This window comes from Caulobacter sp. GW821-FHT12F03, assembly GCF_058806855.1.
On sequence record NZ_JBXAQC010000002.1, the window covers coordinates 463,800 to 490,090 of the forward strand.

At 70.9% G+C, this 26,291-nt stretch carries 26 protein-coding genes and 1 tRNA gene; 12 read left to right on the plus strand and 15 right to left on the minus strand.

The features are described 5' to 3' along the window. Positions 1–62: 62 nt before the first annotated feature. From AC1RN0_RS07715 to trxA, 7 genes are all read left to right on the plus strand, one after another. Positions 63–938, plus strand: coding sequence for a GNAT family N-acetyltransferase (locus AC1RN0_RS07715; protein WP_492786848.1), 876 nt, complete (start codon positions 63–65; stop codon positions 936–938). Further along, entirely contained in the window at positions 935–1,396 is a 462-nt protein-coding gene (tsaE, locus tag AC1RN0_RS07720; RefSeq protein WP_492786849.1) for a tRNA (adenosine(37)-N6)-threonylcarbamoyltransferase complex ATPase subunit type 1 TsaE, read from the plus strand. The genes AC1RN0_RS07715 and tsaE overlap by 4 nt, the downstream gene beginning before the upstream one ends. Beyond that, positions 1,386–2,477, plus strand: coding sequence for an N-acetylmuramate/N-acetylglucosamine kinase AmgK (amgK, locus tag AC1RN0_RS07725; protein ID WP_492786850.1), 1,092 nt, complete (start codon positions 1,386–1,388; stop codon positions 2,475–2,477). The genes tsaE and amgK overlap by 11 nt, the downstream gene beginning before the upstream one ends. Next, on the plus strand, positions 2,474–3,196 hold the full coding sequence (gene murU, locus AC1RN0_RS07730; protein WP_492786851.1) for an N-acetylmuramate alpha-1-phosphate uridylyltransferase MurU: 723 nt from the start codon (positions 2,474–2,476) through the stop codon (positions 3,194–3,196). Before amgK ends, murU begins: the two co-directional genes overlap by 4 nt. Continuing rightward, entirely contained in the window at positions 3,193–6,186 is a 2,994-nt protein-coding gene (gene addB, locus AC1RN0_RS07735; RefSeq protein WP_492786852.1) for a double-strand break repair protein AddB, read from the plus strand. Before murU ends, addB begins: the two co-directional genes overlap by 4 nt. Beyond that, the gene (gene addA / locus AC1RN0_RS07740; RefSeq protein ID WP_492786853.1) at positions 6,183–9,650 is read left to right on the plus strand and encodes a double-strand break repair helicase AddA; all 3,468 of its coding nucleotides are present in this window, start codon (positions 6,183–6,185) and stop codon (positions 9,648–9,650) included. The genes addB and addA overlap by 4 nt, the downstream gene beginning before the upstream one ends. A gap of 75 nt (positions 9,651–9,725) precedes the next feature. Continuing rightward, the gene (trxA, locus tag AC1RN0_RS07745) at positions 9,726–10,061 is read left to right on the plus strand and encodes a thioredoxin (protein WP_492786854.1); all 336 of its coding nucleotides are present in this window, start codon (positions 9,726–9,728) and stop codon (positions 10,059–10,061) included. A 50-nt stretch (positions 10,062–10,111) separates the two neighbouring features. Here trxA and AC1RN0_RS07750 read toward each other — a convergent pair whose 3' ends face one another. The 7 genes from AC1RN0_RS07750 to AC1RN0_RS07780 all read right to left on the minus strand — a co-directional run bounded on the left by AC1RN0_RS07750 (position 10,112) and on the right by AC1RN0_RS07780 (position 15,951). After that, positions 10,112–11,431, minus strand: a complete 1,320-nt coding sequence (locus AC1RN0_RS07750; RefSeq protein WP_492786855.1) for a bifunctional folylpolyglutamate synthase/dihydrofolate synthase — start codon at positions 11,429–11,431, stop codon at positions 10,112–10,114. A gap of 155 nt (positions 11,432–11,586) precedes the next feature. Then, complete coding sequence (locus tag AC1RN0_RS07755; RefSeq protein ID WP_492787010.1) at positions 11,587–12,507, minus strand: acetyl-CoA carboxylase carboxyltransferase subunit beta; 921 nt, start codon at positions 12,505–12,507, stop codon at positions 11,587–11,589. A gap of 4 nt (positions 12,508–12,511) precedes the next feature. Continuing rightward, entirely contained in the window at positions 12,512–13,345 is an 834-nt protein-coding gene (gene trpA / locus AC1RN0_RS07760) for a tryptophan synthase subunit alpha (RefSeq protein WP_492786856.1), read from the minus strand. Next, positions 13,342–14,562 (minus strand): tryptophan synthase subunit beta, encoded by a 1,221-nt coding sequence (trpB, locus tag AC1RN0_RS07765; protein ID WP_492786857.1) that lies wholly within the window; start codon positions 14,560–14,562, stop codon positions 13,342–13,344. Before trpB ends, trpA begins: the two co-directional genes overlap by 4 nt. Positions 14,563–14,574: 12 nt before the next feature. Continuing rightward, positions 14,575–15,213, minus strand: a complete 639-nt coding sequence (locus tag AC1RN0_RS07770) for a phosphoribosylanthranilate isomerase (protein WP_492786858.1) — start codon at positions 15,211–15,213, stop codon at positions 14,575–14,577. Beyond that, on the minus strand, positions 15,213–15,653 hold the full coding sequence (gene mscL / locus AC1RN0_RS07775) for a large-conductance mechanosensitive channel protein MscL (protein WP_492786859.1): 441 nt from the start codon (positions 15,651–15,653) through the stop codon (positions 15,213–15,215). The genes AC1RN0_RS07770 and mscL overlap by 1 nt, the downstream gene beginning before the upstream one ends. A gap of 16 nt (positions 15,654–15,669) precedes the next feature. Next, positions 15,670–15,951, minus strand: a complete 282-nt coding sequence (locus tag AC1RN0_RS07780; RefSeq protein WP_488901212.1) for an integration host factor subunit beta — start codon at positions 15,949–15,951, stop codon at positions 15,670–15,672. 165 nt (positions 15,952–16,116) lie between these two features. On the opposite strand from AC1RN0_RS07780, the gene AC1RN0_RS07785 reads away from it, so the two are divergent. Then, positions 16,117–16,953 carry a hypothetical protein gene (locus AC1RN0_RS07785; RefSeq protein WP_492786860.1) on the plus strand — a complete coding sequence of 279 codons (837 nt, stop codon included), beginning with the start codon at positions 16,117–16,119 and terminating at the stop codon, positions 16,951–16,953. 25 nt (positions 16,954–16,978) lie between these two features. Here AC1RN0_RS07785 and rpsA read toward each other — a convergent pair whose 3' ends face one another. The 3 genes from rpsA to aroA form a co-directional block, all read right to left on the minus strand. After that, positions 16,979–18,694, minus strand: coding sequence for a 30S ribosomal protein S1 (gene rpsA / locus AC1RN0_RS07790; RefSeq protein ID WP_492786861.1), 1,716 nt, complete (start codon positions 18,692–18,694; stop codon positions 16,979–16,981). Positions 18,695–18,820: 126 nt separating this feature from the next. Beyond that, a complete protein-coding gene (cmk, locus tag AC1RN0_RS07795) occupies positions 18,821–19,471 on the minus strand; it encodes a (d)CMP kinase (RefSeq protein ID WP_492786862.1) in 651 nt (216 codons plus the stop codon). 3 nt (positions 19,472–19,474) lie between these two features. Further along, positions 19,475–20,794: a 3-phosphoshikimate 1-carboxyvinyltransferase gene (gene aroA / locus AC1RN0_RS07800; protein ID WP_492786863.1), complete on the minus strand. Its 1,320-nt coding sequence runs from the start codon at positions 20,792–20,794 to the stop codon at positions 19,475–19,477. 113 nt (positions 20,795–20,907) lie between these two features. On the opposite strand from aroA, the gene AC1RN0_RS07805 reads away from it, so the two are divergent. Beyond that, positions 20,908–21,387: a TIGR02300 family protein gene (locus tag AC1RN0_RS07805; protein WP_492786864.1), complete on the plus strand. Its 480-nt coding sequence runs from the start codon at positions 20,908–20,910 to the stop codon at positions 21,385–21,387. Between the two features lie 98 nt (positions 21,388–21,485). Further along, positions 21,486–21,561 (plus strand) — tRNA-Ala (locus tag AC1RN0_RS07810). A 49-nt stretch (positions 21,562–21,610) separates the two neighbouring features. Here the strand turns inward: AC1RN0_RS07810 and AC1RN0_RS07815 are convergent. The 4 genes from AC1RN0_RS07815 to AC1RN0_RS07830 all read right to left on the minus strand — a co-directional run bounded on the left by AC1RN0_RS07815 (position 21,611) and on the right by AC1RN0_RS07830 (position 24,652). After that, positions 21,611–21,937, minus strand: a complete 327-nt coding sequence (locus AC1RN0_RS07815; protein ID WP_492786865.1) for a hypothetical protein — start codon at positions 21,935–21,937, stop codon at positions 21,611–21,613. A gap of 179 nt (positions 21,938–22,116) precedes the next feature. Next, complete coding sequence (locus AC1RN0_RS07820; RefSeq protein ID WP_492786866.1) at positions 22,117–22,707, minus strand: hypothetical protein; 591 nt, start codon at positions 22,705–22,707, stop codon at positions 22,117–22,119. Next, the gene (locus AC1RN0_RS07825; RefSeq protein WP_492786867.1) at positions 22,704–23,963 is read right to left on the minus strand and encodes a M48 family metallopeptidase; all 1,260 of its coding nucleotides are present in this window, start codon (positions 23,961–23,963) and stop codon (positions 22,704–22,706) included. Before AC1RN0_RS07825 ends, AC1RN0_RS07820 begins: the two co-directional genes overlap by 4 nt. Continuing rightward, positions 23,960–24,652 carry a hypothetical protein gene (locus tag AC1RN0_RS07830; RefSeq protein ID WP_492786868.1) on the minus strand — a complete coding sequence of 231 codons (693 nt, stop codon included), beginning with the start codon at positions 24,650–24,652 and terminating at the stop codon, positions 23,960–23,962. The genes AC1RN0_RS07825 and AC1RN0_RS07830 overlap by 4 nt, the downstream gene beginning before the upstream one ends. Positions 24,653–24,860: 208 nt before the next feature. On the opposite strand from AC1RN0_RS07830, the gene AC1RN0_RS07835 reads away from it, so the two are divergent. Next, positions 24,861–25,286: an Hsp20 family protein gene (locus AC1RN0_RS07835; protein WP_492786869.1), complete on the plus strand. Its 426-nt coding sequence runs from the start codon at positions 24,861–24,863 to the stop codon at positions 25,284–25,286. A 78-nt stretch (positions 25,287–25,364) separates the two neighbouring features. Next, the gene (locus AC1RN0_RS07840; protein WP_492786870.1) at positions 25,365–25,622 is read left to right on the plus strand and encodes a DUF1150 family protein; all 258 of its coding nucleotides are present in this window, start codon (positions 25,365–25,367) and stop codon (positions 25,620–25,622) included. A gap of 157 nt (positions 25,623–25,779) precedes the next feature. Here AC1RN0_RS07840 and AC1RN0_RS07845 read toward each other — a convergent pair whose 3' ends face one another. After that, positions 25,780–26,244, minus strand: coding sequence for a PTS sugar transporter subunit IIA (locus AC1RN0_RS07845; RefSeq protein WP_492786871.1), 465 nt, complete (start codon positions 26,242–26,244; stop codon positions 25,780–25,782). Positions 26,245–26,291 lie beyond the last annotated feature (47 nt).

Below are 26,291 nucleotides of genomic sequence, written 5' to 3' on the forward strand. Positions count from 1 at the left end.
CCTTCACCCGGGCGCGGCTAGGCCGGATTGCGCAAAGACCGGGCGCCGGTAGAGTTCCCCCCATGGACGCCGCCGCCATCGCCCGCTCCGAACCGCAGCCCCGCGCCCGCGCGGCGCACATCGTCGACGTGCTGATCGAGGAGCGCGCGCCGAAGCTGTCGGGCTCGCCGGCCTGGCCGGTGCTGCGGCCGCTGCTCTATGCCCTGCTGGGCTATGACCGGGCGCGCCGGATGGCCGACGCCATCGCCCCGATGGACGGCAGGGCCGCGCTGGAGTTCGTCTCGGACCTGCTGGGCATCGACGTCGTCGTCTCGGGCCTGCATCACCTGCCGCGCGCGGGGCGGGTGATCATCGTCGGCAATCACCCGACCGGCATCGCCGACGGCGTGGCCGTCTATGACGCGCTCAAGGGCGCGCGGCCGGACATCATCTTCTACGCCAATTCCGACGCCCACCGGGTCTGCGCGAAGTTCGACGAGACCCTGATCCCGGTGGAGTGGGTGCCGGCCAAGCGCACCCGCGACCGCACGCGCCTGACGCTGACCATGACGAAGGCGGTGATGGAGGCCGAGCGGGCGCTGATGGTGTTTCCGGCCGGAAAGCTGGCCCGGCGCGACCGCAACGGCGTGCTGACCGACCCGGTCTGGATGCCCACGGCCGTCTCGGTCGCGGTGAAGTATGACGCCCCGATCATCCCGGTGCATGTGGAAGGGCCCTGGGCGACGCTGTTCCATTTCTTCGACCGGTTCTCCCCGGAGCTGCGCGACATCACCCTGTTCCATGAGCTGCTCAACAAGTCCGGGCGGCGATTCAACGTCACGATCGGTCGTCCCATCGCGCCGGAGACGCTGGATGACGACGCGACCGTCGCCAGCGCCGCGATCAAGGCCTATGTGGAACGCACCCTTCCGTTCGACCCTGATCGCCCCTTCGCATGATCCTTCCCGCCGAGATCGCCCTGCCGGACGAGGCCGCCACGTCGCGTCTGGGCGCGGCCCTGGCCGGCGTGCTGCGCGATGGCGAGGCGATCTGCCTGCAGGGCCCGCTGGGCGCGGGCAAGTCGACCCTGGTGCGGGCGCTGGTGCGGACCCTGACCACGCCCGACGAGGACGTGCCCAGCCCGACCTTCACCCTGGTGCAGTTCTACGAGACGGCGGCCTTCCCGCTGGCCCACTTCGACCTCTACCGGCTGACCAGCCCGGACGAGGCGTACGAGATCGGCCTCGACGAGGCGCTCGACGAGGGCGCGGCGCTCATCGAGTGGCCGCAGCGGCTGGAGGGTCGGCTGCCGCCCGACCGACTCGATATAGACATCAGCCTCGGAGACGGGGCGGACGGCCGCGTGGCGCGGCTGACCCCCCACGGCGCATGGAAGGGACGGACGCTTGAGTTCTGAGCGGGAGGCCGCCAAGGCCGCTTTTCTGACAGCCCACGGCTTCGGCGACGCGCGTCGCGAGGCCCTGAGCGGCGACGCCTCCACGCGGGTCTATGAGCGGCTGCACCTGGCCGACGGAACCAGCCGCATCTTCATGGACCAGCCGCCGAAGGCGGAGACCGCCCCCTGTCCGCCGGAGGCGACGCGGGACGAACGGATCGCGCTCGGCTTCAACGCCGCCTACCGGCTGGCGTCCGGCCGGGTCGACGCCTTCGTCGCCTGCGCCCGCTATCTGAAGTCGCTGGGCCTCTCCGCGCCAGAGGTCGAGGCCTTCGACGCGGCGGCCGGTCTGGCCGTGCTGGAGGATCTCGGCGACGACCTCTACGCCGCCCGGATCGCCGCCGGTGGCGACGAAGGCGAGCTCTATGACGCCGCCATCGACGCCCTGGTCGTGCTGCATGCGGCCCGCCCGCCGGCGGTGCTGGCCTTCGACGGCGTCGCCTGGCCGCTGCTCAGCTACGACGACCTGGCCCTGGTCAGCGCCGCCGACCTGTTCACCGACTGGCTGCCGAAGCTGCGGCCGGCCTTCGCCCCCGACGCGGCGGCGCTGGCCGGGTGGGAGGCCCTGTGGGCGCCGATCCGGGCGCGGGCCGAAGCCACCGCCGAGGTCTTCTGTCACCGCGACTATCACGCCGAGAACCTCATCTGGCTCGGCGACCGCGAAGGCCCGGCGCGGGTCGGGCTGATCGATTTCCAGGACGCCGTGCGGGCCAACCGCATGTGGGACCTGTCGATGCTGCTGCATGACGCCCGCCGCGACGTCTCGCCCGAGCGCGAGGCCGCCTCGCTGGAACGCTATTTCGCCGCCCATCCGGGCCTAGACCGCGAGACCCTGCTGGCCGACTACCACGCCCTGGGCGCGCTCAACGTCGCCCGCATCATCGGCATCTTCGCCCGCCTCGTCGTGCGCGACGGCAAGCCGAAATACGAGAGCATGCTGCCCCGCCTCTGGCGCTATCTCGACAGCTGTCTGGCCGATCCGTCGATGGCCGGGATGAAGGCCTGGTTCGACGCCCACGTCCCGGCGGAGGCGCGCGCATGAGCGGACCGAAGACAGCCATGGTCCTCGCCGCGGGTCTCGGCACTCGCATGCGCCCTCTGACCAACGACCGGCCCAAGGCGCTGGTCGAGGTCGGCGGGCGGGCCCTGATCGACCACATGCTCGACCGGCTGGCCCAGGTCGGGGTCGAGACGGCGGTGGTCAATGTCCACGCCTTCGCCGACCGGCTGGAGGCGCACCTCAGGGCCCGCAGCGCCACCGGCGTGATGCCGCGCCTGATCATTTCCGACGAGCGGGCCGAACCGCTGGAGACCGGCGGCGGCATCAAGCACGCCCTGCACCTGCTCCCCGACACGCCGTTCTGGGTGGCCAACATCGACTCGGTGTGGATCGACGACGACGGCCAGGCCCTCGAGGCGGTGGCCGCCGCCTGGGATCCGGACCGTATGGACGTCTGCCTGCTGACGGCGTCGACGGCCGGGTCGATGGGCTTCCACGCCACCGGCGACCTGTTCCTGACGGAGACCGGCGAAGTCCGCTTCAAGGACGCCGGCGAGTCCGCGCCGCTGGTCTATGTCGGCGTCCACATCGCCAAGCCTTCGGTGGTCGCCGACGGCCCGGACGGCCCGTTCGGCCTGCTGCCGATCTGGAAGCGGCTGACCGAAGCGGGCCGCGTCCACGGCGTGGCGCCGAAGGGTCTGTGGATGCATGTCGGCGACCCCGTGGCCCGCGACCAGGCTGAAGCCCGGCTGGCCGGATGAGCGCCCTGTTCGAGCATCCGGCGCCCCGCTGGTTCTCGATCCCGGCGCAGCGACCGTTTCTCGACGACCTCGCCGCGGGCCTGCTGACGGCGTTGCCGGAGCCGGAAGCCCTGGCCGGGGCGGTGGTGTTCACCCCGACCCGGCGCGGCGCGCGGGCGCTGGCCGAGGCCTTCGTCGGCGCGGCCGGCGGGCGGGCGGTGCTGCTGCCGCAGATCCGCGCCATCGGCGACCTCGACGAGGGGGAGCCGCCGTTCGAGCCCGGCGACCTGTCGCTCGACATTCCCCCGGCCATCGACCCCCTGCGCCGCCGCTTCGAGCTGGCCCGTCTGGTGGCCGGCCACAAGGCGCTGGGCCGTCACCTCGACGCCGCCGGCGCGCTGGAGATGGCCGACGCGCTCGGCCGGTTCCTCGACAGCCTGCAGATCGAGGAAGTCGAGGATGCGGCCGGCAAGCTCGAGAGTCTGGTGTCCTTCGATATGGCGGCGCACTGGCGGCGCTCGGCCGAGGTGCTCGGCGTGGCGCTGGAGGCCTGGCCCGCGCGGCTCAAGCAGATGGGCCTCGTCGACGTCACCTGGCGGCGGGTGCAGCTGCTGCGGGCGCTGGCCGCCCAGTGGCGCAACCATCCGCCGGAGCATCCGCTGATCGCCGCCGGCTCGACCGGCACGGCCCCGGCCACCGCCGACCTGCTGACGGTGATCGCCGGCTGCCCGAAGGGGGCCGTGATCCTGCCCGGCCTCGACGAGGGGCTGGCCGACGATGCGTGGGACAAGGTCGACGACCAGCATCCGCAGGGCGCGATGAAGCGGTTGCTGGAACGGGCCGGGGTGACCCGCGCCGCCGTCCAGCCCTGGCGGCCCGACGCCGACAGCGCCGGCCGCTGGCGCCGGCGTCTGATCAACGAGGCGCTGCGCCCGGCCGAAGCCACCGCCGACTGGCGCGATGTGCTGGCCGCGCTCCGCCGCGAGGGTGAGGCGGCCGGGGTCGATCCCCTCGCCGAGGGGCTGAAGGGTCTGTCGGTCATCCCGGCGCGCCATGAGGAAGAGGCCGCCGACGTCTGCGCGCTGCTGCTGCGCGAGACGCTGGAGACGCCCGGCCGCACCGCCGCCCTGGTGACGCCCGACCTCGCCCTGGCCCGCCGGGTCAGCGCCCGGCTGGCGCAGTTCGGGGTCATCGCCGACTCCTCGGCGGGCGAGCCGCTGTCGGGCTTTCCGGTCGGGGTGCTGGCGCGGCTGATCGCCGACTGGATGGTCGACCCGCTGTCGCCGGTGCTGCTGCTCGCGATCCTCAAGCATCCGCTCGTGACGCTCGGGCGGGAGCCCGAGGTCCTCGCCCCGCTGGTCACCGTGCTGGAGACGCCGAAGGGCGGCGAGAACCGCCGTCTGCGCGGCGCCCGGGCGGCCGACCGCACGATCCTGCGGGCCCGTTTCGCCGACCTGCCGGAGGCCGCGGCGCTGCTCGATGACCTGCTGGGCGCGCTGGATCTGCTGGCGGCGGCGTTCGCTGACGGCGCGGCCGAGGTCGACGCCGCGGCCCATGCGCTCGTCGAGGCCCTTGAGGCCCTGGCCGGCGACCGCGTCTGGTCGGGCGGCGCGGGCGAGGCGGCCTCTATGCTGCTGTCGGGTCTGATCGCCAACGGCCGGGACCTGCCGCCGGTCACGCCGCGGGATTTCGCCGACCTGATCGGCGGCCTGCTGAACGAGGACAGCGTGCGGGCGGCCGGCGAGACCCATCCGCGCATCCGCATTCTCGGCGCCCTGGAGGCGCGGCTGATCCGCTCCGACCGGCTGGTGCTGGCCGGGCTTGAGGACGGCGTCTGGCCGCAGGGCGCGCCGGTCGACCCCTTCCTGTCGCGGCCGATGCGCGAGCGGCTCGGCGTGCCCGCGCCCGAACGACGGTTGGGCCTGACGGCGCACGACTTCGCCCAGGCCGCCTGCGCCCCGGACGTGGCGCTGGTGCACAGCCTGCGCCGCGAGGGCTCGCCGGCCGTGGAATCGCGCTGGCTGTGGCGTCTGCGGACCCTGGCGCGCGGCGCCGGCATGGACCTGCCCGGCCGGCCGGAGGTGCTCGACTGGGCCCGGGCGCTCGACGCCTCCGGCGACTACGCGCCCGTGCCCCGGCCCGCCCCGGTCCCGCCGCTGGCGGCCCGGCCGGCCGAGCTGGCCGTCACCCGGGTCGAGACCCTGACCCGCGACCCCTACGCCATCTGGGCGCGGGACATCCTCAAGCTCTATCCGCTCGAGCGACCCGACGAGCCGGTCGAGGTCAAGGCGCGCGGCAGCGCGATCCACAAGGCGTTCGAGGACTTCGCCGAGGCCTGGACCCATGGCGAGCCGGACGATGCGCCCGGCCTGTTCCAGCGGCTCTATGAAACGGCCCTTGTCGAGAGGGGCCTGCCGCGCGCCTCGCTGGCCCGCGAACGGGCGCTGGCGCGGGAAGCCGGCGTCTGGGCCACCCAGCTGGAGCGTGACCGCCGCGCCGACGGCCGGGCGATCCATGTCGAGAAGAAGGGTGTGATGTCGCTCGATATCGGCGAGCGGGTGATCACCATCACCGCCCGCGCCGACCGCATCGAGGTCACCGCCGACGGCCGCGGCCATGTGCTCGACTTCAAGACCGGCGGCGCGCCGTCGAAGGCGCAGATCGACGCCGGCTTCTCGCCGCAGCTGACCCTGACGGCCGCCATCCTGCAGCGCGGCGGCTTCGGCGACTTCCGGGCCGAGCCGGGCGACCTGACCTATCTGCGCGTGACCGGGCGCAAGCCGGCCGGCGAAATCATCGTTCGAAAGGCCTCCGGTCCCGACAGCGAGGAGGCCACGGCCAAGGCGCTGAACGGGGTGGTCGAACTGCTGACCCTCTACGAGGACCCGCAGCGGGGCTATCCGTCCAAGGTCGCACCGCAGTGGGTCAAGGAATACCCCGGCGACTACGATCATCTGGCGCGGGTGTTCGAATGGTCGACCGGCGGTGACAGCGAAGGCGGCGACGAATGAGCCTCCTGAACCAGACCCTGGCCGCCGACCCGACGATCAACGCCTTCGTCACGGCCAACGCCGGCACGGGCAAGACCAAGACCCTGATCGACCGGGTGGCGCGGCTGCTGCTGCGCAAGGTGCGGCCGGAAGCGATCCTGTGCGTGACCTACACCCGGGCGGCGGCGGCGGAGATGCAGCACCGGCTGTTCCGCCGGCTCGGCGACTGGTCGGTCATGGACAATGACCAGCTGCGCAAGGAACTGACCGACCTGGCGGGCGCCGGCGAGGCGCCGGCCGACGACCTGCAGCTGTCCGAGGCGCGCAAGCTGTTCGCCAAGGCGCTGGAAACGCCGGGCGGCCTGAAGATCCAGACCATCCACGCCTTCTGCGAAAAGCTGCTGCGGCGGTTTCCGGTCGAGGCGGCCCTGTCGCCCGGCTTCGCCATCATGGACGAGGCCGAGGCGGCGCTGATCGCCCGCGAGGCCCGCGCCAACCTGGCGCATCGCGCGCTCGACGAGGAGGGGCTCGTCGCCGACGCCTATTCCCGCCTGTCGGTGGCGCTCGACATCGAGCGGTTCGAGGCCATGTTCCGGGCCTTCGAGGAGAAGCGCGCGGCGCTGGCCGACTATGTCTCCCGCTGCGGCGGCCTCGGAGGGCTTCCGGCGGCGATCGCGGCGGTCTGTGGTCTGGACGGGCTGGAGGACCCCGAGATCATCGAGCGCGAGGCGCTCTCGCCGCCGGCCATCGACGTGGCCGGCTGGAAGCGTGCGGCGACGACTCTGCTGGCCAGCAAGATGAAGACCGATCTGGCCAACGGCGACCTCTGCGCGGCGATCGCGGAAGCGGCGGCGCTGGGCCTCAGCCTGCCCGACGCCGTGCGCAAGCTGTGCTTCACCGACAAGGGCGAGCCGCGCAAATCGCTGTCGACCAAGTCCATCGATCCGTATGTCGCCGACTGGCTGATCGCCGAGCAGGCCCGCGTGCACGCCGCCCTGACCCGCGCCAAATCCGCCCGCGTCGCCCAGGACACGGTCATGGTGCTGGCCCTGGCGGCCGTCTACGCCCGCGAGTACGAGGCGGCCAAGGCGGCGCGGCGGGCGCTGGACTTCGCCGACCTGGTCGAGCGGACGCGCGATCTGGTGGCCCAGCGGCCCGACGCGGCCTGGGTGCTCTACAAGCTGGACGGCGGCATCGACCACATCCTCGTCGACGAGGCCCAGGACACGGCCCCCGAGCAGTGGGACATCCTCAACCGCCTGACCGCCGAGTTCTTCGCCGGCGACGGCCTGCCGAGCACCCAGGTGCTGGCCCGCAGCCTGTTCGTCGTCGGCGACGAGAAGCAGTCGATCTACAGCTTCCAGGGCGCCGACCCTGATCGGCTGATCAGCGAGACGCGGCGCTACGACAGCCTGATCCGCGCGGCCGGTCTCGACTCGCGCGTGGTGCCCCTGACCCTGTCGTTCCGCTCGACGAAACAGGTGCTGGCCTACGTCGACGCGGTGTTCACCGATCCGGAGACGCGGCGGGGCGTGCCCGCGCCGCAGAACCAGGACGTCATCGTCCACGAGCCGTTCCGCGACCACGAAGGCTGCGTCGACCTCTGGCCGCTGGAGCGCGACGAGGGCCGCGAGGAGCGCGAGGCCTGGACCGATCCGCTCGACGCGGCCTCGGCGACCAGCGCCAACAAGCGGCTGGCGCAGAAGATCGCCTCGGAGATCGAGGGCCTCGTCGCCCGCGGCGAGCGGGTGTTCGACCGCGACCTCAAAGCCTGGCGGCCGGCGCGGTTCGGCGACGTGCTGATCCTGGTGCGCCGGCGCAAGGTGCTGTTCGAGGAGATCCTGCGCGAGCTGAAGCAGCGCGGCGTGCCGGTGGCCGGCGCCGACCGGCTGTCGCTGTCGGCCCACATCGCCTTCGACGACCTGATCGCGCTGGCGCGGTTCACCCTGTTCCCGCAGGACGACCTGACGCTGGCCGGCCTGCTGAAAAGTCCGTTCTGCGGCCTGGACGACGACGACATTTTCGCCCTGGCCTACGGCCGGGGCCGGGCGACCCTGTGGTCGGTGCTGGGTGAGCGGGCCGCCGAGCGGCCGGCGTGGGCCACGGTGCTCGCGCGGCTTGAGACCTTCCGCGATCTTGCCCGCGTGCACAGGCCGTTCGACTTCTATCGCCGGGTGCTGGGACTGACCGACGGTCAGGGGATGTCGATGCGGGCGCGCATCACCACCCGGCTGGGCTCCGAAGCGGGCGATGTGCTGGACGAGTTCCTCGCCCGCACCCTGGCGGCGGAAGGGCGCGGCCTGTTCGACCTGGAGCGGCTCGTGGCGGCCTTCGCCGACCTCGACGTCAGCGTGAAGCGCGAGCTCGAGAGCGGGGCCGACGAAGTCCGGGTGATGACCGCCCACGGCTCCAAGGGGCTGGAGGCGCCGATCGTCTTCCTGCCCGAGACCACGGTGAAGTCGGGCGGTCACGGCTCGCCGCTGATGGCCACGGCCGGCGAGGGCTTCCTGTGGTGCGCGCGCACCGCCGACGATTGCCCGGCCAGCGCCGCCGCCCGCCAGCTGCGCAAGGACCGCGACGAGGACGAGGCCTGGCGGCTGCTCTATGTCGCCCTGACCCGCGCCCGCGACCGGCTGGTGCTGTGCGGCCGGATCGACGCCCGGACGAAGGACGAGAAGGTCACCGGCTGGTACGGCGCCATGCGCAACGCCTTCGCCCAGGCGGCCATCGCCGGCGAGGTCCGTCAGGTGCGCAGCGGCGAGATGGACATTCTGCGACTGGGTCCCGATCCGGTCCCGGTCGCGGGGGCCGCGCCCGTGGTTGTCCCGCCGGCCGCCCTGCCCGGGTGGGTCCGGCGGCCCGCGCCGGCCGAGTCGGCCGTGATGCGCTACGCCTCACCCTCGCAGGTGGCCGAGCGGGAGCGGGGTCCCGCGCCCTCGCCGCTGGACAATCTGCAGGGCCTCGGCCGGTTCCGCCGCGGCGACCTGATCCACCGGCTGCTGCAGCTCCTGCCCGATGTCGCCGAGGCCGACCGCCGGGCCGCCGCCGCGCGGTTGCTCGACCGCGAGCCGGACCTGACGCCGGGCCAGCGCGCCGAGATGACCACCGCCGCCTTCGGGGTGCTGGAGGACCCGGTGTTCGCCGATGTGTTCGGACCGGGCAGCCGGGCCGAGGCGGCCATCGCCGGGACCTCGCCGCGCCTGCCCGCCGGGCTGGGCGTGTCCGGTCGCGTCGACCGCCTGCTGGTGCTGCCGGACCGCGTGCTGGTGGTCGACTACAAGACCAACCGGCCCGCGCCGGCCCGCATCGAGGACGCGGATTTTTCCTATCGCGTGCAGATGGCCCTCTACGCCGCCGTGCTGGCGGAGATCTTCCCCGGCCGGAAGATCGAGGCCGCGCTGGTCTGGACCGATGGACCCCGGCTGATGCCGGTTCCAGAAAACATGATCGCCCGAACCCTGGGCCAGCTCGTCGCCGGTCATTGATAGGGAACGGCCCCGGGCCTACATCGTTGGCTGAATAACGCGCGCTTCGAAGCGCCGCGAACAGGAGAAGACCCGATGAGCACCGTCAAGGTGACCGACGAATCCTTCGAGCGCGATGTGCTCCAGTCCGACAAGCCGGTCCTGGTGGACTTCTGGGCGGAGTGGTGCGGCCCCTGCAAGCAGATCGCCCCCGCCCTCGACCAGATTTCCGAGGAGCTGGCCGACCACGTGGTGATCGCCAAGGTCAACATCGAGGAAAGCCCGACCACGCCCTCGCGCTACGGCGTGCGCGGCATCCCGACCATGATGCTGTTCCGCGGCGGCCAGATGGCCTCGATGAAGGTCGGCGCCATGCCCAAGCAGAAGATCCTCGAATGGCTGCTCGAAGCCGGCGTGCAACAGCCGGCGTGAACATTTGATCCGCTCACCCCGGCGAATGCCGGGATGAGCGGCTTTTGCGCCTAGACCGGCCAGGTCTCTTCCGACGCGGCGAGCACCTCGCCGGCCAGGTAGAGCGATCCGCAGATGACGATGTGCGGCGGGGGTCCGCCCCCCGCCAGCACGGTCTCCAGCGCTCCGAGCGCGTTGTTTCCGATTTCCGCGTCAAGCCCGGCCCGGGCCGCCGCCGCGACCAGCCGGTCCGGCGGGCTCGCCGCGTCGGCCTCGAACGGCACGCAGACGATGCGCGGCTTCAGACCGGTGAAGGCGGCGAAGAAGCCGTCGGCGTCCTTGTTGGCCAGCAGGCCGCAGATGATCGCCACCGGCCGGCCATCGCGCGCCGCCATGTCGCCGACCGTGCGGGCCAGGGCCAGGGCCGCGTGCGGATTGTGCCCGCCGTCCAGCCACAGGTCCGCGCCGGCCGCCTTCGCCCGCTCGCCGAAGGGCCCCTTCGTCAACCGCTGGAAACGCGCCGGCCAGACGGCCGAGGCCAGGCCCCTGCCGATCGCCGTCTCATCGATGCGCGCCTCGCGCAGCTGCAGCGCGGCGACGGCGGCGAGGGCGGCGTTGTCGATCTGATGCGGTCCGGGCAGGGCGGGCAGGGGCAGGTCGAGCAGCCGGTCCTCCAGCTGCACCACCAGCCGGCCGCGCTCGGCCCACGCATCGAAGTCGACGCCCAGCGCGGTCAGCGGCGCGCCGAGCGCCCGGGCCCGGCCCTCGATGACCGCGAAGGCTTCCTCCGACTGACGTCCGACGACGACCGGCGAGCCGCGCTTGATGATCCCGGCCTTCTCCCCGGCGATGCCCGCGATGGAGTCGCCGAGGAACTCGTGATGGTCATGGTCGACCGGCGCGATGACGCTGATCGCCGGCGGGTCGATGACATTGGTGGCGTCCAGCGATCCGCCGAGGCCCACCTCCAGCAGGCACAGGTCGGCCTCCACCTCGGAGAAGGCCTGGAAGGCCGCGGCGGCGGTGATCTCGAAGAAGGTGATCGCCTCGCCGGCGTTGGCCCGTTCCACCCGCTCCAGCACGTCGGCCAGGTGGTCCTCGGTGATCAGCGTCCCGGCCAGCCGGACGCGCTCGGCGAAGCGCACCAGGTGGGGCGAGGTGAACACATGCACGCGCAGGCCGGCGGCCTCGGCGATGGCGCGCAGGAAGGCGACGGTCGAGCCCTTGCCGTTGGTCCCGGCCACATGGACGACGGGCGGCAGCCTGCGCTGCGGATCGCCCAGCGCCGCGCACAGCCGGTGCATGCGGCCCAGCGACAGGTCGATGAGCTTCGGATGCAGCAGGCGCAGCCGCTCAAGCGCGGCGTCATGTTGGCGAAGGTGGTCTGACACTAAATCCGCTCATCCCGGCGAAGGCCGGGACCCAGGTTTGTTTGTGTTCAGTTCTGCTCGCACCAGGGCTTCAAAAAAAGCCTGGGTCCCGGTTGGAGTTTACCCTCGGGCGCGCGCTCCGCGCGACCCGGGGGCCGGGATGAGCGGGGAATAAATTACGCCGCCTTCGAGCCGTTGCGGCCCATCATCAGGGTCTTGAGGATGGAGCCGAGCATGGCCGGCAGTTCGTGGCGGGCCACGACGCGGTCGACCATGCCCTTTTCCACCAGGTACTCGGCGCGCTGGAAGCCGGGCGGCAGGGTCTCGCGGATGGTCTGCTCGATCACGCGCTGGCCGGCGAAACCGATCAGGGCGCCCGGTTCGGCGATCTGGATGTCGCCCAGCATGGCGTAGCTGGCGGTGACGCCGCCGGTGGTCGGATCGGTCAGCACGACGATGTAGGGCAGCCGCGCGCGCTTCAGTTCCTGGATCGCCAGGGTCGAGCGGGCCATCTGCATCAGGGACAGGGTCCCTTCCTGCATCCGCGCGCCGCCGGCGGCGGTGTAGACCACCAGCGGGGCCTCGCGGCTGATCGCCAGTCGGGCGGCGGCGATGAAGGCCTCGCCGGCGGCCATGCCGAGCGAGCCGCCCATGAAGGCGAAGTCCTGCACCAGCACCACGGTGTCGGTCCCGCCGACCAGGCCGGCGGCGAGGGCCATGGCGTCCGGCTCGCCGGTCGCCTTGCGGGCGGCGGCCAGGCGATCCTTGTAGGGACGGCCGTCGGTGAAGTGCAGCGGATCTTCCGGCACCTTCGGCGTGTCGAAGGTTTCGTGGACGCCGTCGTCGAAGGTGTATTTGAAGCGCAGCTCGGGCCCGATGCGCATGTGACGGCCGGCGGGCGTGACCCACCAGGCGGCCTCAAGGTCGGGGCGGTAGATCATTTCCCCGGTGTCGGGGCATTTGACCCACAGGTTCTCGGGCGTCTCGCGCTTGACGAACGCGCCGCGGACGCCGGGCGCGATGCGGGCAAGCCAGCCCTGGCGCTCGCGCGCGGTCCCTCGGGTGGGTTTGTCGTTCTTCGGGTCAGCCATCGCCATCGCTTCAAGCATCCCTGACTCGCGCCAAGCGCACAGCCTTAGCCAGCTCTGCTGTCTTGGAAAGAACTCTTTCAGTCACGTTTTCGTTCGCTCCGCCGTTCAGGGCGCCTTCGATTTCATCGACGAGGGCCGAGCCGACCACGACGCCGTCGGCGACGCGGGCGACTTCGGCGGCCCCTTCAGGCGTCCGGATGCCGAATCCCACGGCGACCGGCAGACCGGACGCCTCGCGGAGGATCTGCACAGGCCGGGCCACCGAGGCGGCGACGGCCGATTTCACGCCGGTCACCCCGGCGACGGAGACGTAGTAGACGAAGCCCGAGGTGCGCCGGATCACGGCCGGCAGCCGCTCGGCGTCGGTGGTCGGGGCGGCCAGGCGGATCAGAGACACCCCGACGGCGTCCAGCGCGTCGGCCAGCGGATCGGCTTCCTCCGGCGGGCAGTCGACGATGATCAGGCCGTCCACGCCCGCGGCCGCGGCGTCGCCGGCGAATTCCTCGTAGCCGCGGAACAGCACCGGGTTGAGATAGCCCATCAGCACGATGGGCGTGTCCTTGTCCTGGGCGCGAAAGCGCGCGACCAGGCCCAGCACGTCGGCCATCTTGGTCTTCGCCGCCAGCGACCGCTGCGACGCGCGCTGGATGGTCGGACCCTCGGCCATCGGATCGGAGAACGGCATGCCCAGCTCGATGATGTCGGCGCCGGCGGCCGGCAGCTTCGACAGGATCTCGAACGAGGCCTCCAGGCCGGGGTCGCCGGCCATGATGTAGGTCACGAAGGCGGCGCGATCCTCGGCGGCGAGGGCCGCGAAGCGGGTCGTCAGGCGATTGGCGGTCAAATCGACATTCCCAGAGCGTCGGCGACGGTGTTGACGTCCTTGTCGCCGCGACCCGACAGGGTCATGACGATGATCCCGTCCTTGCCGACGTCCTTCGCCACCTCCGGCAGCTTGGCGATGGCGTGGGCGCTTTCCAGCGCCGGGATGATGCCTTCGAGCTGGGCGCAGAGCTGGAACGCCGCCAGGGCCTCGTCATCGGTGCAGGTCAGGTACTTCGCCCGGCCGACGTCATGCAGCCAGCTATGCTCCGGGCCGATGCCCGGATAGTCGAGGCCGGCGCTGATCGAGTGGGCGTCGAGGATCTGGCCGTCGTCGTCCTGCAGCAGATAGGTCTTGTTGCCGTGCAGGACGCCCGGCTTGCCGCCGGTCAGGGAGGCGGCGTGCTTGTCGGTCAGCAGGCCGTGGCCCGAGGCCTCGACGCCGAAGATCTTCACGCTCTCGTCGCCGAGGAACGGGTGGAAGGTGCCGATGGCGTTCGATCCGCCGCCGACGCAGGCGACCAGGGCGTCGGGCAGACGGCCCTCGGCCTCGAGGATCTGGCTGCGGATTTCCTTGCCGATCACCGACTGGAAGTCGCGGACCATGGCCGGATAGGGGTGCGGACCGGCGGCGGTGCCGATCATGTAGTAGGTGTCCTCGACGTTGGTCACCCAGTCGCGCATCGCCTCGTTCATGGCGTCCTTGAGCGTCCCGGCGCCCGAGGTCACCGGCCGCACTTCCGCGCCCAGCAGGTTCATGCGGAAGACGTTGGGCTTCTGCCGCTCGACGTCGACCGCGCCCATGTAGACGATGCAGGGCAGGCCGAAGCGGGCGCAGACGGTGGCGCTGGCCACCCCGTGCTGACCGGCGCCGGTCTCGGCGATGATGCGGGTCTTGCCCATGCGCTGGGCCAGCAGGATCTGGCCCATGCAGTTGTTGATCTTGTGCGCGCCGGTGTGGTTCAGCTCCTCGCGCTTGAAGTAGATCTTCGCCCCGCCGATGTGGGCGGTCAGGCGCTCGGCGAAATACAGCGGGTTGGGCCGGCCGACGTAGTGCTTGAGAAAGCCGTTCAGCTCGCCGTGGAAGGCGGGATCGGCGTCGGCGGCCGCATAGGCCTTCTCCAGCTCGAGCACGAGCGGCATCAGGGTCTCGGCCACATAGCGGCCGCCGTAGTCGCCGAAGCGGCCCTGGGCGTCCGGGAAGGCGGACCAGTCGTTGGGTTTGGATGGAGCGTTCACAGCGTCAGACACTCAGGCGCGGCGCACCGCCTCCAGAAAGGCCGAAATCAGGCCGGGGTCCTTTATCCCCGGGCCGCGCTCCACGCCAGAGGAAACGTCCACGAGCGGGGCGCCGGAGAGCCGCATGGCTTCGCCGACGTTCCACGGATCGAGGCCGCCCGCGAGGAGGTAGGGCCGCGCGAAGCGGCGTCCAGCGAGAATCGTCCAGTCGAACCGGGCGCCCATGCCGCCGGGCAGGGCCGAGCCTTCCGGCGGCCGGGCGTCGAACATCAGGTGCTCGACCACCGGCTCCCAGGCGCGCGCCGCGTCGAGGTCGGTCGCGGTCGAGACCGGCAGGGCCTTGATCAGGCCGACGCCGCTGCGCGTGGCGATCTCCTGCCCGCGCGCCGGCGTCTCCCGGCCGTGCAGCTGGATCAGGTCGGGCTTGAGAACCGCCACCAGCTGGTCAATCAGGTCATTGTCGGGATCGACGGTGACGGCGACGATCGCCGCCTTGCCGCGCGCCGGCGGCGCCAGTCGGGCGGCGGCCTCGGGCGTCAGGTAACGGGGGCTGGGCGGAAAGAAGTTGAAGCCGAGGAAGGCCGCGCCGCCGTCGACGGCGGCGGCCACGGTTTCGGGCGTCGACAGGCCGCAGATCTTGACCTTGGCCATCAGGCCTTCTTGCTGTCCGCGGCCGGCTGGCCCTGCGCCTTGAGCAGGTCGCGGATTTCGGTCAGCAGCGCCTCGCTCGGCGTCGGCCCGGCAGGGGCTTCCGGCTCGGCGGGCTTTTCGCGGCGGGCGGCGTTGATCGCCTTGACCAGCAGGAACACGGCGGCGGCGACGATCAGGAACTGGATGATGGTGTTGACGAAGGCGCCGTAGCCGATGGCCACCTTCTCGATCGCCTCCGTGGCCGGGTTTTCCGGCCGCAGGACCCATTCCAGCTTGGAAAAGTCGATGCCGCCGGTGACCAGGCCGATCGGCGGCATGACCACCTGGTCGACGAGGCTTTTGACGATGGCCCCGAACGATCCGCCGATGATCACCCCGACGGCCAGGTCGACGACGTTGCCGCGGGCGATGAACTCGCGGAATTCCTTGAACACGCTCATGACGGGCCTCCCTGGCCTAGTCGGCGTTGAGCCGCTCGCGCAGTTCCTTGCCGCTCTTGAAGAAGGGCACGTGCTTGCCCTTGACCGACACCGGCTCGCCGGTGCGCGGGTTGCGTCCCGCGCGGGCCGGCCGGGAGCGGACGGAGAAGGCGCCGAAGCCGCGCAGTTCGACACGACCGCCGCCCTCGAGGGCCACGGTCATCTTTTCGAGGATCACGCCGACCACGCGCTCGATGTCGCGCTGGGTCAGGTGCGGATTCTCGGCGGCGAGCATCGCGATCAGCTCGGATTTGATCATTCTTGCTTCCCCGGCCCCGACGTCGGCGGCCAGACCTTTGCCCAATCACTCCTGAGTCTTCAATAGTCTTCAAGGGGTTGTCCGTTAATCGGCGCTCAAGTGAGTGCATCGTACCTGTGTGTGGCCCAGAATGGGCCCAATTTGACGCACGCCGGGCAGGGACGAGTGAAGAGCAGCGACAAGACCGGCGCGCCGACAGCCCGGGCTGAAGCCCTGGCCCGGCTGCGTGGCCCCGCCATCGCGGCGAGTCTGGCCGGTTCGTCCGGCCGGCGGCTGCACCTGACCGGCGTCCTGCGGCCGGTCATCGCGCTGGGCGAGGGGGTCCTGCGCGGCCGCGCGGCCAGCTGCCTGGTTCATGAGCAGCAGCCGGACGGGCGGATGACGCCGGTGGCCGCGCGCGCGCTCAACGCCGTCGATCTCGAGCGGCTGGACATGGCGGTGATCGACAAGGCCTTCGCGGTGATCGAGCCGACGCCGGAGAACGAGCGCCCGCCGCTGCTGTTCCTGCCGCTGTCCTGGTCGTCGCTGCGCGCGCCGCGGTCGCGCCGCCGCCTGCTGCGCGCCGTGGCCGCCGGCCAGATCCGCCTGCGCACGATCGCCCTGTGCGAGATGACCGGCATCGAGTCCGGCACGCCGCAGGCCGCGCTGCGCGAGGCGGCCGGCGAGCTTCAACCGATCTTCCGCGGCGTGCTGGCCCGGACCACCCACGCCCGCAAGGCGATCCGCGAACTGGTCGATTGCGGCCTGAGCGGCGCGGCGATCGAGGCCGCCGAACTCGGCGACACCGAGGACAGCGCCGCCATGCTGCGCACGGTTCTGGCCCTGCAGAAGGTCGGGCCCGGCGTCCTGGTGCATGCGGTCCGGTCGGTCGCCGCCCTGACGGCGGTCCGCGCCGCCGGGGCCAACTGGGCGAGTCTCGACATCGTGCCGGGAGCCGTGGAGTCGGCGAAGCTCGCCGCCATCACGAAAACGGCGGCCGGGGAAACCCCGACCGCCGCATGACTTCGCAGACTCTGAAGGTCGAAGGTTAGTCCTTCGAGGCCTTCTCGCGCAGGGCCGCGCCGAGAATGTCGCCCAGCGAGGCGCCGGAGTCCGAGGACCCGAACTGCTCGATGGCTTCCTTCTCTTCGGCCATTTCCAGCGACTTGATCGAGACGGACACCCGACGGGCGGCCTTGTCGACGTTGGTCACCTGGGCGTCGACGCGGTCGCCGACGGCGTAGCGCTCGGGGCGCTGCTCCTGGCGGTCGCGCGACAGGTCCGACTTGCGGATGAAGGCCGTCATCGGCGCGTCTTCATCGCCGAACTTGACCTCGATGCCGCCGGTGGTGATTTCGGTCACCGTGACGGTCACCGTCTGACCCTTGCGGAAGGTGTCGCCGGTCATCGGATCGCCGGCCAGCTGCTTGACGCCCAGGCTGATGCGTTCCTTCTCGACGTCGACGTCCAGGACCTTGGCCTTGATGATGTCGCCCTTCTTGAACTTCGCCATGGCTTCTTCGCCCGACGCGTTCCAGTCGAGGTCCGACAGGTGGACCATGCCGTCGATGTCGCCGTCCAGGCCGACGAACAGGCCGAACTCGGTGGCGTTCTTGACTTCGCCCTCGACGGTCGAGCCGATCGGATGGGCCGACAGGAAGGCGTCCCACGGGTTCGCCATGGCCTGCTTGAGGCCCAGCGACACGCGGCGCTTGGAGCTGTCGACGTCGAGCACGATGACGTCCACTTCCTGCGAGGTGGAGACGATCTTGCCCGGGTGGACGTTCTTCTTGGTCCAGGACATTTCCGAGACGTGGACCAGGCCTTCAACGCCGGCTTCCAGCTCAACGAACGCGCCGTAGTCGGTGATGTTGGTGATGCGGCCCGTGTACTTGGCGCCGACCGGGTACTTGGCTTCGACGCCATCCCACGGATCGGACTGCAGCTGCTTCATGCCGAGGCTGATGCGCTGGGTGTCCGGGTTGATCTTGATGATCTGCACCTTCACCGTGTCGCCGACGGCGAGCACCTGCGAGGGATGCGAGACGCGCTTCCAGCTCATGTCGGTGACGTGCAGCAGGCCGTCGATGCCGCCCAGGTCCACGAACGCGCCGTAGTCGGTGATGTTCTTGACCACGCCTTCGCGGATTTCACCTTCCTGCAGCTGGCTGACCAGCTCGGTGCGCTGTTCGGCGCGGGCTTCTTCCAGGATGGCGCGACGCGAGACGACGATGTTGCCGCGCGGACGGTCCATCTTGAGGATGGCGAAGGGCTGTTCCTTGCCCATCAGCGGGCCGACGTCGCGGACCGGACGGATGTCGACCTGCGAACCCGGCAGGAAGGCGCTGGCGCCGCCGAGGTCGACGGTGAAGCCGCCCTTCACGCGGCCGACGATGGAGCCCATGACCGGCTCCTGCTTGGCGAACACGCCTTCCAGGCGGGTCCAGGCTTCTTCGCGCTTGGCCTTCTCACGGCTGATGACCGCTTCGCCGAGGGCGTTCTCGAGGCGCTCGAGGAACACTTCGACGGTGTCGCCGATCTTCAGGGTGGGCTTGCCCGCGTCGTCGACGCCGAATTCCTTGATCAGGATGCGGCCTTCGGTCTTCAGACCGACGTCGATGATGGCGAAGTCCTTTTCGATGCCAACAACGATACCGTTGATGACGGTGCCTTCGGCGAAGTCGCCGCCGGCGCCGCCCATGGATTCGTCGAGCAGGGCCGCGAAGTCGTCGCGGCTGGGGTTCAGGCTGAGATCGTCGGCCATATAGAGGTTCAGTCTCTTGGTTGCGGACCGCGAACAGGCGGCGGAATGCCGGCGGAGTCCGGGCGGTCCATGGGTTTCAGGGTATTCAGGAGCGCCCGCGGCCGTTCGAGCCTTCGGCGCGTTGGATTAGCCTTTGGCGGTTTCCCACCGGCTGCGCGCCGCCTCGACGATACGGCGGGCCGCATCGAAGGCCGCGTCTATAGTCATTTCGGTCGTATCGAGCAAGACCGCGTCCGGCGCGGCGACCATCGGCGAGTCGGCGCGGGCCGAGTCGCGCGCGTCCCGGGTATGGATGTCGGCGAGGATATCCTCGTAGGTGACGGTCTCGCCCTGGCCGACCAGCTGCTTCCAGCGGCGCTCGGCGCGGGCTTCCGGCGTGGCGGTGACATAGAGCTTGGCCGGGGCGTCGGGGGCGATGACGGTGCCGATGTCGCGGCCGTCGATCACCGCGCCGGGCTCCTGGCGGGCGAAGTCGCGCTGGAAGTCCCGCAGCACCTGGCGGACGGGGGTGTAGATGGCCACCCGGCTGGCGGCCTCGCCGGCGGCGCGGGTGCGGACCACGGGGCCTTCGAGTTCGGACGGCTCCAGCGAGCGGGCGGCGGCCGTCGCGGCGGCCTCGTCCGACAGATCGCCGCCCTCGGCCAGCACCTTCATGCCGACTGCGCGGTAGAGCAGGCCGGAGTCGAGCACCGGATAGCCGTACAGGGCGCCCAGCTTGACGGCGATCGTGCCCTTGCCCGAGGCGGCGGGGCCGTCGACGGCGATGGTGAAACCCATGCCTCAGGCCTCCGCGATGTCGGCGCCGAGGCCGCGCATCATGTCGGCGAAGGTCGGGAAGCTGGTGGCGATCATGCCCGGCTCGTCGACCCGCACCGCCTCGCGGGCGGCCAGGCCGAGGATCAGGTGGCTCATGGCGATGCGGTGGTCGCCGTGGGTCTCGACCAGGCCGCCGCCGCGCGGGACCTCGCCGGTCCCGTGGACGATGAAGCCCTCGGGCTCCTCCTCGACGTCGACGCCGCAGGCTTCCAGGCCCGCCGCCATCAGCGCGATGCGGTCGCTTTCCTTGACCCGCATCTCGCCGACGCCGCGCATCACCGTGTCGCCCGCGGCGAAGGCGGCGGCGATGGCCAGGATCGGATACTCGTCGATCATGCTGGGCGCGCGGGCGGGCGGCACGACGACGCCCCGCAGCGTCGAGTGGCGGGCGGTGATATCGCCGACCTCCTCGCCGCTGGCGTCGCGGCGACCGGTGATGGTCAGGTCGGCGCCCATCTCGCGCAGGGTGTCGAACAGGCCGGTGCGCAGCGGGTTGAGCATCACGCCGGTGACGGTGACCTCCGATCCCGGGGTGATCAGCGCCGCGACGATCGGGAAGGCGGCCGACGACGGGTCGCCCGGCACGGCGACGGCGCCGCCGGTCAGCGTCGCCCCCGGCTGCAGGGTGATGACCCGGCGGTCGTTGTGGTCGGTCACGGTCACGCTGGCGCCGAAGGCGCGCAGCATCCGCTCGGTGTGGTCGCGGGTGGCTTCGGGCTCGACGACCGTCACCGGACCGTCGGCGTGCAGCCCGGCCAGCAGCACGGCCGACTTCACCTGGGCCGAGGCCATGGGCAGGGTGTAGTCGAGCGCCGCCAGGGCGCCGCCGCGCAGGGTCAGGGGCAGGCGGCCGCCGTCCCGCGACAGCCAGGTCGCGCCCATCCGGCCGAGCGGCTCGAGCACCCGGCCCATCGGCCGCTTCCGCAGCGAGCCGTCGCCGGTGAAGGTGGCGGTGATCGGATAGCCGGCCATGGCGCCCATGATCAGCCGCACGCCGGTGCCGGCGTTGCCGCAGTCGATGACGTCCGACGGTTCGGAGAAGCCGCCCTTGCCCTCGACGGTCCAGGCGCCCTCGCCGGTGCGGGTCACCGTCGCGCCGAAGGCCCGCATCGCCCGGGCGGTCGCCAGGACGTCCTCGCCCTCGAGCAGTCCGGTGATCGTGGTGCGTCCCGACGCCATCGCGCCGAGGATCAGCGCGCGGTGCGAGATCGACTTGTCGCCGGGAACCTGGACGGTTCCTGTGAGGGGCGCGCCGGGGCGGGCCGAAAGCACGGCGGCGGTCATGCCGGGCGCAAGCTCCTGAAAGGGTTTGGGGAAGCGGGGATTGCTTTTGACAGCGCCCCCGCCCCGTGGCAAGTGAGCCGCCGCTTCCGCACAAGACCTACGAGGATCGCCCCTTGGCCAATCCTGAACTGGGCGCAAAACAGATTTGCCCCAATTGCCAGTCCAAATTCTACGATCTGGGCCGCCGCCCGGCCGCATGTCCAAAATGCGGTGAGACCTTCGACCCCGAAGAAGCCGTCCGTAACCGTCGGGTTCGCGCCCGCACGGCCGTGCCGGACTACGAGGACGCCGAGGACAAACCGGTGAAGGCGGTCGATCCCGATGCCGATGGCTTCGAGGAAGAACCCGATCAGACGCCGGAAATCGACGACGAGGCCGCGGCCGAGCCGATCGAGACCGACGAAGAGTCCGATGATCCCGTCGTGGCGCCCGCGCCCGCCGACGATCTGGGCGTTGATTTCGCTGAAGATGAAGAACTCGCCGACGACGAAGAAGCCGACGGCGTGCCTTTCCTCGAGGACGAGGATGAGGACGACTTCCCCGAGGACGAAATCGACGGTCTGCCGGGTGAAGACGACGCCGAGGACCGCTGATCGGAAAAACCGATCAGGGGCACTTGATCGGCGAGGGATGACGGCATAGAACCGCGCCCTCGCCGCCGGCCCGCCGGATGCGGGAAACCCGAGACCTCGGGGCTTTAGCTCAGCTGGTAGAGCGCTTGCATGGCATGCAAGAGGTCAGCGGTTCGACTCCGCTAAGCTCCACCAATGAAGGCCCGCCGGTAACCCGGCGGGCCTTCGCCTTTTCAGGCTCCGGTCAGCGGGCCGCGGTCCGCATCAGGCGGGCGGCCAGGCCGATCAGGACGGCGTTGATCGCCATCGCTCCGCAGGTCAGCAGCAGCAGCATCGACGGCGTCGCCGCGTTGCCGGCGTTGATCGCCAGGCTCCAGGGCAGGCCGAGCAGCTGCGCGGGCTCGACGGCGACCGGGTCGATCGGGCCGGCCAGGCCGAACAGGCCCATGGCGGCCACGCCTCCCGAGATCAGGGCGATGAGGCTGTAGAGAATGCCGGCGACGGCGAACACGCGCGACGCGCGCTCGCGGCCGGCGGAGGGGTCGGTCATGGAGTGCATGGCCAGGGTCATGGTGCGTTCTTCCCTTCAGATCCGGCCCGGCGTCTGAAGCGCCAGTTTCCGATTTTTGGTGATTTTCACCGCGAAAACGCCGTCACCCGGCGGGTGGCAGAGCGATTTCGCCTGAAAGGTGCGCCTTTCCGGTTCAAAATTCAATCAAACGGCGAATTTTCCGGAATTCCGTAAATCCGTCAGCCGCCCAGTCGGGCCGAACTCATGATCCCTTCGACCTCGGCCTTCTGGGCTCCGAAGTAGTGCTCCGTCGGCGCCAGGAAGAGGATCAGGAACAGCCGGCCGCCCGATTCGGCGACCTGGGCGACGCCGGAGATGTCGAGCCCCTCGGCCGTCTTGGCGGAGATGTTGAACCGCAGGCCGTCGACCCCGCCGACCCGGGCCGGGCGCAGGTCCTCGGTCTCGACCCGCTGGTAGTCGAGCGCCGACACGCTGTCGGCGACGAACTCGACCTGCTCGCTGGGCGACATGCCCGACTTCCAGGTCGGGGTCGGGCGTTCCTTGGTCGCCGGGCGCACGATGAACTGGCCGTCGGTCAGGCCGTCGGCGATGTACAGGCGATTGAGCAGCGGGCCGTCGATCGACAGCAGCCGCACGTTCTTCGGGCGCCCGGGCAACAGGATGCTGATGTCGGACCAGGACCGGCCGAGGGTCACGCTCTGGCTGCCGACCGTATAGGGGCCGGCCGGGGCGAGGGTGACGGTGGCGCAGGCCGACAGGGCCGCGAACAGGGTGGCGCAGGCAAGGGCCCGCAGGCGACGTGCGATCATGATCCGCTGGTCCCGATGAGTTTCTTCAGACTGGCCTCGACCAGCCAGCGATCCTGGGCGGTCGGAGCCTTGGCGAGATAGGTTTCGTAGGCGGCGCGGGCCTCGGCCGTCTGGCCGGCTCTGGCCTGCAGGTCGCCGAGTTCACGCCACACGGCGATCGGCGCGTCAGGGTGGGCGGATGCGTCGCGATAGGCCGCCAGCGCCAGGGCGCTGTCACCGTCGCCGCGGCGGCGGCGGAAGGCCTCGCCCTTGTAGAAGTCGAGTACCCCGAGGTCCTCGCCGTCGGCCGCCAGGCGGTTGATCAGATGCAGGGTCTGGCCGTAGTCGCGGCGGCGCAGCTCGTCCCGCAGCCAGTCGGCCAGGTGCGACCGGATCGCCGCGCGATAGCGGGCGCGCCCGGAATCGGTTGTCCCGGCGGGCCGGCCGCGCGCCAGCGCGTCGAGCGCCGCGATGCGTTCAGCGGTCACCGGGTGGGTGGCGAAGATGCTGGCGACGGTCTTTTCCGTGCGCACCTTCGGAAAGTCGGAACTGGCGGTCTCGGCCTGCAGCGCGCGCCACAGGTCCGCGGCGGCGGTGGGCTGGTATCCGCTCGACACCGCGCGCTCGAATCCCAGCGCGTCGGCGGCCTCTTCCTGATCCCGGGAGAAGGAGAACAGCGAGGCGATGGCGGCGAGGTAGATCACGTCGACCAGGGCGTTGACCGAGTTGTTGATCGACTGGGCGGCGCTGGCGCTGGTGGCCCCCGCGCCGGCCGCCACGCCGGCCACGGCGACCACGGCGGAAAGGGCCATGGCGGCGTTGGTCCGGGTCTTCGCCGCGCGCCAGGCGTTGAGCGAGTGGTGGTGAACGTAGTGGCTCGTCTCGTGGCCGAGCACGAAGGCCAGCTCGGCCTCGTCGGTCACGCGCAGCAGCAGGCCCGACCAGACCTCCATGTAGCCGTTGGGGGCCATCTGGGCGTTGAAGAACGGCCGGTCCATCACATAGACGCGGATGTCGCCGCAGTATTCGGCCGCCACCTTGCAGGCCACGCCGCGCACGTAGCCCGTCAGCGCCGGGTCGGCGTCCAGCTCGGCCTTGGTGCGGGCATCGGACTCGGCCTTGTCGGAGGCGGACCATAGCCCGCCCTCATCGGAGGCCGGATCCGGACGCAGGCCGGCCGCCCTGGCCTGCGCCAGGGCCTGGGACAGGGGCGCGGCCGTCAGGGCGGCGGCGGTCAGCAGGGTCAGGGCGAGGCGCGGCGCCCCCTTGAACCTCACAACGGCACGTCCTTCAGCAGGGACGCGGTCAGCAGCGCCGCACCCTCGGGAGTCCGCATGTCGGCGTTCGGCCCGGCGGCCGCGAGATTGAACCACACGACCTGGCCGGTCTTGAGGTCGACGAGCGAGGCGAACACGTTCTGGCCGCCGGTCGGCAGGCCCACGCCCAGCGCCGCCATGCCGATGACCACCGCCACCCGCGCGCCGCTGGAGTAGGAGCCGCGCCCGTAGATGAACAGGGCGTAGTCGGCGTTGTAGGTCTCGCCGAGCGTCCGCGCGCCCTCGCCGAGGGTCCAGTCGAACGACCCGCTCTTGGTCGGCAGGCTCACATAGCCATAGTTGAACAGCAGGATCGACTTTCCGACCTCGCCGTTCAGGCGCAGCAGTTGACCGCCGCGGCCGGCCATCGCCTGGCTGGGATCCAGCCCGGTGAAGGTGTGCGACTTGCCCTTCAACGCCGTTTCGACGGCCGACTGCAGGTTCTGGCGACCCGAGGCGGTCCAGTCGGCGCGGGGCTCCTGAAGGCCGGAAGCGGTCAGGACGCTGAGCTCGATGTCCGGCTGGATGAGCAGGATCCGCGCCCCGGCCCCGGGACGGTTGGCGCTGGCGTTGGCCACCGACTTGACGTTGGTCGTGGTGCAGGCGGCCAGCAGCAGGCACGCCGCGGCCAGCGTCAGGATGCGCTTCATTGTCAGGGTGTCCCCGCCCCAGTTACTCTCTCTGGTAAAGAAGCCCAATTCGCGGTCGGCGCCTAGATGGCTCCCGCCAATGTCGGGAGACCGACAATCCCGCTCTTGCGGGCCGCCCCGGCAATCGCCACCTGTTCATCCAAGCCGTTCGACGGACGCCTTCGGGGCCGGCGGGCGGGAGTCGCTTGTGCGAGGACTCTGAAAGACGATGACGACAAGACCCCTGCTGTTCGACAGCCCGTTCCTGCTGGGTTTCGACCATACCCGCGCCCTCATCGAACGGGCCGCCAAGGCCGCCGCCGAAGGCTATCCCCCCTACAATGTGGAAGCCCTGGACGATGGCGACGTGCGGATCACCCTGGCCGTGGCCGGTTTTTCGCCGGACCAGCTGGAGATCCAGGTCGAGGGCAACCAGCTGACCGTCGCCGGTCGCCGCGGCGACGCCGCCGAGTCCGCCGACAAGGCCTATCTGCATCGCGGCATCGCGGCCCGGGGCTTCATCCGGACCTTCGTGCTGGCCGACGGCATGGTCGTGCGGGAGGCGCTGCTGGAACACGGCCTGCTGCATGTGGATCTCGCCCGGCCCGAGCCTGAACGGCTCGTCCAGCGGATCCCCATCCGGACATCGGACTAGAGCCTGTAACCCGAACGTGGCGCGGCCGGCTGAACCGGCGGTCGTTCACCGCGTTCATCTTGTGAAGGAGGTGGTCCTATGACACCCCAATTGCTTACCCAGGAAGCCTTTGCCGCCCTCGGCGCGCCCGACCTCGTCTATGTCCGGCCTGTCACGGCGGCGGAAATCATCGCCGATACCCCGATCGCCGCGCGTCGCGGTTTCGATCTCAGCCCTGACCAGACGCTCTATGCCGTGCACCGCGCCGACGGCGAGCGGCTGGCCGTGCTCGGCGACCGCGACTCGGCCGTCGCCGCCGCCCTCGCGCACGAACTGGCGCCCGTCTCGGTCCACTAGATCTCGCCCGGGATCCTCCCCTCCGGGGGAGGCGGCTCCGCGAAGCGGAGACGGAGGGGGGCTGCGCCAACGCCGGGCCCCCTCGGTCAGCCCGCCGGGCTGACAGCTCCCCCAGCGGGGAGCAACCCGGGCGACGACGCCGCCTTCAGTGTGCGACTCAGGCCGCCGTCGACTGCGGCTCACGGGCCAGCAGGGCGTACATCGCCTCGCTGGTCCGGGCCTGGCGCAGCTGCTGGCGCAGCTCGCCCTGGCGCAGCAGGCGCGACACCCGCGCGAGCGTCCGCAGATGCTCGGTGTCGGATCCCGCGGGCGCGAGCAGTGCGAACACCAGATCCACGGGCTGGCCGTCGACCGATTCGAACGGAGTCGGCTGGTCCAGGCGCATGAACACGCCGCGCATGCGGGTCAGGCCCGGCAGGCGCGCGTGCGGCACGGCCACGCCGTGGCCGACGCCGGTCGAGCCGGCGGCTTCACGCTCCAGCAGCGCATCGAGCACCTGCTCCGCGTCCAGGCCGAAGTTGCGGGCGGCGATGTCGGCCACGGCCGACAGAACCTGGCGTTTGCCGCTGGCGCCCGCGCGCGGCGCAATGGCGCGCGGCTCCAGCAGGTTTCCGATGTTCATACGCTTCTAGACTCGCGAAATTCAGACCGGTCGCCGAAGGGCTGGCC